Annotated in this window: 6 protein-coding genes; 3 read left to right on the top strand and 3 right to left on the bottom strand. The window is 48.9% G+C overall.

Going from position 1 to position 5,920, the window contains the following annotated elements:
- Positions 1-157, top strand: a 157-nt coding sequence (locus tag QZP87_RS02535) for a methionine adenosyltransferase domain-containing protein (RefSeq protein WP_291321348.1), incomplete at its 5' end; no start/stop codon positions are given.
- A 41-nt stretch (positions 158-198) separates the two neighbouring features.
- Here QZP87_RS02535 and QZP87_RS02530 read toward each other — a convergent pair.
- A complete protein-coding gene (locus QZP87_RS02530; RefSeq protein WP_291321347.1) occupies positions 199-1,923 on the bottom strand; it encodes a hypothetical protein in 1,725 nt (574 codons plus the stop codon).
- Between the two features lie 680 nt (positions 1,924-2,603).
- Between QZP87_RS02530 and QZP87_RS02525 the strand changes: the two genes are divergently transcribed.
- Positions 2,604-3,560 (top strand): GAF domain-containing protein, encoded by a 957-nt coding sequence (locus QZP87_RS02525; protein WP_291321346.1) that lies wholly within the window; start codon positions 2,604-2,606, stop codon positions 3,558-3,560.
- Between the two features lie 25 nt (positions 3,561-3,585).
- Complete coding sequence (locus tag QZP87_RS02520; RefSeq protein ID WP_291321345.1) at positions 3,586-4,611, top strand: rod shape-determining protein; 1,026 nt, start codon at positions 3,586-3,588, stop codon at positions 4,609-4,611.
- Here QZP87_RS02520 and QZP87_RS02515 read toward each other — a convergent pair.
- Positions 4,608-5,156: an NUDIX domain-containing protein gene (locus tag QZP87_RS02515; RefSeq protein WP_291321344.1), complete on the bottom strand. Its 549-nt coding sequence runs from the start codon at positions 5,154-5,156 to the stop codon at positions 4,608-4,610. The two genes, QZP87_RS02520 and QZP87_RS02515, sit on opposite strands and share 4 nt — an antisense overlap.
- Before the next feature lie 530 nt (positions 5,157-5,686).
- The coding region (locus tag QZP87_RS02510; protein WP_291321343.1) for a hypothetical protein at positions 5,687-5,920 on the bottom strand (234 nt) is incomplete at its 5' end.

Genomic DNA, 5,920 nt, shown 5'->3' with positions numbered 1-5,920 from the left:
CGACCTGCGGCCCTATTTTATCATCAAGCGCCTGGACCTCAAGCGCCCCATCTACCAGATGACCACCAATTATGGACATTTCGGCCGGGAAAAGCCGGAATTCACCTGGGAAAAGACGGATTCGGCCGCGGATCTCAAAACCGCCTGCAAGCTTTAACCCGGCATTATCCGGCACCCCCGGGGGGTGCCGGATAATCTCTAGTTGTAAGCAGTGGACTCGCGCTTGATACGCCGAATTGCGCGCAACTCATTGAGCAGGGAGACCATGCGGTGGTATTTCTGCCTCACTTCCAGGCCGTACTGGGTAAGGTCCTTTTCTGTTTTGTTGACGTAGTTGCGCACAAGATAGCGGTCATTGGCTATCTTTTCCACGGTACTAATGGCCCTGGATATGATGTCTTGAAAATAGTCGCCTGTTTCAAACTTCAGCTCTTCCAGCACCATATTGGTATGTTCAAGCATCTGCTGGTATTTTATCTTCTTATCTTCGTACCTTCTTTCCATAATGTCCTGCAGAATCCGGATTTTCCTGGCCTGCCTTATATAGCTGTATTTTTGCCACACTTCCTGATACAGACTGTTTAACCCTTGAAACTCTTCGTATAGCTCCGGGTTGAGCAGGTAATTGTCCAAAACTTTGATTACTCCGGAATAAAATTCGTCAGAGTACCCGATTATCCTGCGCTGATGCTTGCTAATCCAGGCATAGAGAAACTTGAGCCTTTTTTCGTGGGTGTCGGTGTTTTCGATGATCTCGCGCTTATATTTAATCCTGCCTGAAAACTCACCCTTGACGATATCGTTCAGCTTCAGGGTCATAAAAAAGGTGTCTTTTATGATATTGAGCTGGGAGCAGACTTCGCCGGTGCGGGGATGAATGACCTCCTGCCTGAGGACCGACAGGGCCCTTTCTTCTCGGATATTGTTCGGATCGTACTGATGCTGTTTATACCTGACCCGCAAAATAACGACCCTTTTCTCCTCGTCCAGAAAGTAGCCGTTTTCCTGTAAAAACTTTAGGACGTCCTTTTTTTTGGTTTCTACCCTGGCCAAAGCCAGTTTTTCCAGGGAAGGGAAAAACTTGCATTCACCGGTATTATAAAGAGTTGTGATTGTGCGGTCAGTCTGACCCAGAGCCCGGATCATGAATTTTTCCCCCATACTGAAAAGCCGTCTGGAAAAAAGAGCCGCGGAAGTCCTGCGCTCTGAGACCACGGGAAAGCCGTATAACTCCATGAGAAACTGGTATACAAAAATGCGGTTCTGCTCGTAAAGCAGGTTGTCATTGGGACTGAATTTTTTGATTTTAAGACCGAAGCGCTTCAGTTCAGTGTCAAGGTAAGAAGGAAATGACGCGTAGACACCAGAGAGATAAAACTCATTCCTGGTATCCATGCTGATCACATGTCCACGATCCATATTAAGAATAAAATTCAGGACCCTGGCATAATTGTGCAGATCAGCTATATCCAAGCTCCCTAGCGTTTCCCTGAATTTGTCCTGCAGGTATTTAGGAAGCCGGCTTTGAAATGTGGCGAGGTTGGTGTGGGGGATGGTGTCCGGTATAGGACAGGCCTCACCATATTTGGTGAAGATTTTCTCCCAGATGGTGTGCAGAATATCAAACTGAAAGACTTCGTTGAAATATTCAATGGGTCTGGCCAGGGCTACAAGACTGAATCCCGGTAGATTCTCATATTCATACAGGTCCGACTCAAATGAGGGCAGCAATTCCCTGGCCTCCACCAGAGGGTATTTGTCTGTTTCGAGGAAAGGTTTGATAAGGCATTGCCGGATATGTATCAGGTCCAGGTACTTTTTTAAGCTTAAAATGCTGTTCAGCTTAAACTTGGGCACTGGTATCTTTTTATCGGTCCAGTCGTATGCATTGGCTTCAACAAAATAATCATACCATTTCTGCATTAATCCATCCCTTGCCCGGCCAGGGGCGCTTGATCAAGCGTCCCAGGAAAACGACCTGAAACCCTTTAAATATGAGGCATCTGTTTAGCGCTTTTTAGGAAAGCAGGGACAGGCATTTGCAGGTGGCATGGGGACTGGCTCTCCCCGCACTTATTTTTTAAAAATGCTGAAATTTCCTGTGGCAAAAATAAGTGCGGGGGTGCCTGTCCCCTGCTTTCCTTTCTGCAAAAGAGACAGTCCCCAGAGATCAAAATAAGTTTCGTTGTAGTGATACAGTTTCGCTGAATTTTTACCCTTTTTTTGCAAAAAAATCAATATGCAAGAATCAATTATCCCAAAAAAGCCTTTCACTTTCCGGTATTGAAAACATTATTGTAACGGCTTTCAATATATGCTAGCGTAGACAGTGCCGGCAACACGGATAAGAAAACAGATACCACTACAGCGACACTTTATTTATGCTGCAAGGGGACTGGCTCTTTTGCCGCCGGATAGTCCGGCCGTTTTAGGGTTTGAGGTCGGCAAAGAGCCAGTCCATGTGCCACATGCATTGCGCTCAACAGACAAGAAAACAGTCATTCCTCCACCCCGGTTGAATGTAAGAATTTTTATTGTCAATCATAATATTTACAGGCATATTTGCAATTGGCTCCCAAAACATAAATCGGAACACTCAGCAGATGAACAACCACAGATGGCTGGACAGAATACTGGGCCTGGTATGCAGTGTCTTTGACGGATATTCCGCGGTCCTTTTCCTGCGGGATCCGGACAGGAATACCTGTCGGCTTGCCGCCAGTTTCAGTCTTGGAGATTCCATCCCAAAGGGATTCGAAATTACTGCCGGAACCGGACTTGTAGGGTGGATAGCCAAGAACAGCAAACCTCTGCTCATCAACAACTTTGAGCGTGATGAGGGTTGTCTGGGCTACTATACCAGGGAAAGCGAGTCCAAAATCAAGGCCTTCATGGGCTGCCCTCTTCCAGGCGGCGCAGGTGTACTTTGCGTGGACAGCAAAAAGACATATTCTTTCAGCGACAAGGACCAAAAGATCCTTTACCAGTTCGCCCAGCTCACCGAGGATGTCCGACTGGGGCTGGTACAGGCGGATGAAAACATTGCGCTCCAGGACTATTATAGATACTTGACTCTGATACAGAAGTTGAGGCAGAGAGTACCCAGATGGCGGTCTTTTTTGAACCAGTTGCTTGAACTGCTCAGCCAGTCCACTGGGTTTAAGCACTGTTTCATGGCAGCCAGGGATGAAAGGGGTGAGGGCTATTATCTGCAGGGACTGCGTCAGGAAATCCTGCCCCGTGTCAATCTGGAGCAGAAAAAGTTTAATATTGACTCCGGGCTGCTGGGCTGGGTGTTCAAGCACGGATCACCCATTTTTTCAGGCCTGGAGGAGGGCCCTGCAGGATTGCCTCTTTTCGGTAAGGAAACACCTTCCCAACAGTTTACCTCTGTTATTTGCATGCCTTTGCAAGTGCACAAAAAGACCAGGGGAATCCTGGTGCTGGCAGATACTGAGGCCTTGTCTATTGATGAAGATCTCAGGGGGTTCGTGCACATGGTTGGGGATTATCTCGCACTTTTCCTGGAAAACCTGTATCTAAAAAGTCGCATCAGCTGAGAAGCTTAGGCTACGAGGTCTTTTGATGTTTATCAGCAAGCTTTTTTCTTTTTTCGGCCAGAGCCTGGCCATGGATCTTGGAACTGCAAACACCCTTTTGTACACACCCCGAGACGGTATTGTTCTGAATGAACCATCAGTGGTGGCCCTGGATTCCAGGGACGGCAAAGTGCTTGCAGTGGGCAGAGAAGCCAAAGAGTTTCTGGGTCGCACCCCTCAGAGAATAGTAGCTATTCGACCATTGAAGGACGGGGTCATAGCTGACTTTGAAGTCACCAATGCCATGATCGCGTTTTTTATAAAAAAAGTCATCCGGGGCTTCAACCTGATCAAGCCCAAAATGGTCATATGCGTACCCACAGGCATTACCCAGGTGGAAAAAAGGGCGGTCATCGATTCGGGGCTGCAGTCCGGTGCCAGGGAGATCAGGCTTGTGGAGGAACCTATGGCAGCAGCCATAGGTGCCGGCATGAACATTGAAGCACCCATTGGCAATCTTGTGGTGGACATTGGCGGCGGGACCACTGAAGTTGCCGTTATCTCTCTGTCGGCGGTAGCATATTCCGAATCAGTGCGGGTGGCCGGGGATGAAATGAACGAAGCCATCCAGCGCTTTATCCAGGAGGAGTTTCAACTCCTGGTTGGGGAGAACACAGCCGAAAAAATCAAGATGACCATCGGTACTGCCTGTCCGCCTTCGGAACCTATGACCCTTAGAGTGCAGGGCAAAAGAATCGTGGACGGCAACCCTGCAGCAGTAGAAATAAACGACTCCCAGATACGTGAGGCCATCCATGAACCAGTATGGGCCATAGTACATGCGGTGCATCAGGCCATGGAAAAAACTCCTCCGGAGCTTATAACGGATATTGCAGACAATGGCGTTCTTCTGGCCGGCGGAGGAGCCCTGCTCAAGGGTCTTGACAAGCTCATCAGCCGGGAGGTTCAGGTTAAGGTGAATGTTGACGAGGACCCCCTGACTACCGTGCTTCGGGGAACGGGAGAGACCTTGACCCAGGTTAAGAAATACGCCCATGTTTTTATTAATTAAACCTGCTCCCGGGCGGGTGGCAGCTTACCCTGCCTGAAAATCAGCCCCAGCCTCCAGAAGTATACCAACCAGGGTGTCAGGTCTTCCGGGTTCTCCAGAACAAACTCCTTAAGCCCCTGGGGATCCAGGAAAAGACTCCCCGGTTCCGTCTCTGTAGCCGGAACCCTTTTTATCCTGCCGGCGCTGATGAAATAAACAAACTCATAATTGGTCTCTTTACGTCCGCTGATTAAATATAAGATTTTTATCCGTCCCACGCTCAACCCGGTGCTGCCTTTTAAACGCCTCAAGGCCGCTTCCCGCACGCTTTCTCCAGCCAGTACATGCCCGCAGGCAGACAAGTCCCACCTGCCAGGATAAGGGAACTCACCGGCTGATCTTTTGCGCAGGAAAGCCCTGTTATGACGATCGTGCACAATTACCGCCACTGAACGATGATGCAGGCCCTGGTAATGCACCAGCGCGTCAGGAAGAACCGCCAGGGGACGGTTATCGCTGTCAACGACTTCAATAAGTTCCCCAACGGTAGGCCAGTCAGGCTGCATAGCGGTATCCCAGTCTTATCCGGTTATTGTGTAAGGTTGCATGCGCCTGCAAAAAGTTACTGCGCATATCTTTGCGGAGTGTGAAAGTGGCTTGCTGATCAATGTCATTAACTATTGGTATCTGTTTAAGCACTTAGCACAAATTTCGAAACAACATGTTGGTCGTTAAAATCGGTTCCTGGTTCCTGGTTCTTCGTTCATGGTTACCTCTCGTTTCCAGGCTCCAGTCTGGGAAGTGTTTGTGGGGACAGGCACCCCGGCACTTATTTTTTATCGTGGGAAAAATAAAATGCGTCCTGCAATGGTTAACCGGATGACGCCCCGAAGGGGCCACTTTTTCCGTGCAGGGTCGCTGAAAAAGCCTGGTGACTTACTCCTGAGACCCTGCCTGCCCCGTTAAACAACGCTGGAAGCGTTCCTGCGGAGCAGGGTTTAACCGGGGCCTGCCCCGTTAAACAACGCTGGAAGCGTTCCTGCGGAGCAGGGTTTAACCGGGGTCATAAAAAAACAAGAAAGTTTGAACCACGCTTTCAGCGTGGCAGGCCCGGCGCAAAGGACACAAAGGAAGAAAGCACAAAGGGTTTTGGTTTTTCGTTTGCCGGGAAGACCCCAGTTAAACAGGCTTCGCGTTTAACGGGGCAGGCGGCAAATGAAAAGGCAGCCTTTTTGAAAACCGTTGCCCGGTTTTCAAAAAATACCCTCCTTACTGTTTTAAGCTTAGTGACCTTCGTGTCTTTGTGGTTCAATAATCTTCTTCTTTGGGT

It is taken from the genome of Desulfonatronospira sp. (assembly GCA_003563255.1).
GTDB lineage: Bacteria > Desulfobacterota > Desulfovibrionia > Desulfovibrionales > Desulfonatronovibrionaceae > Desulfonatronospira.
The sequence above is the reverse complement of the archived record's forward strand: the minus strand, read 5'-3'. Positions and strand labels throughout refer to the sequence as shown.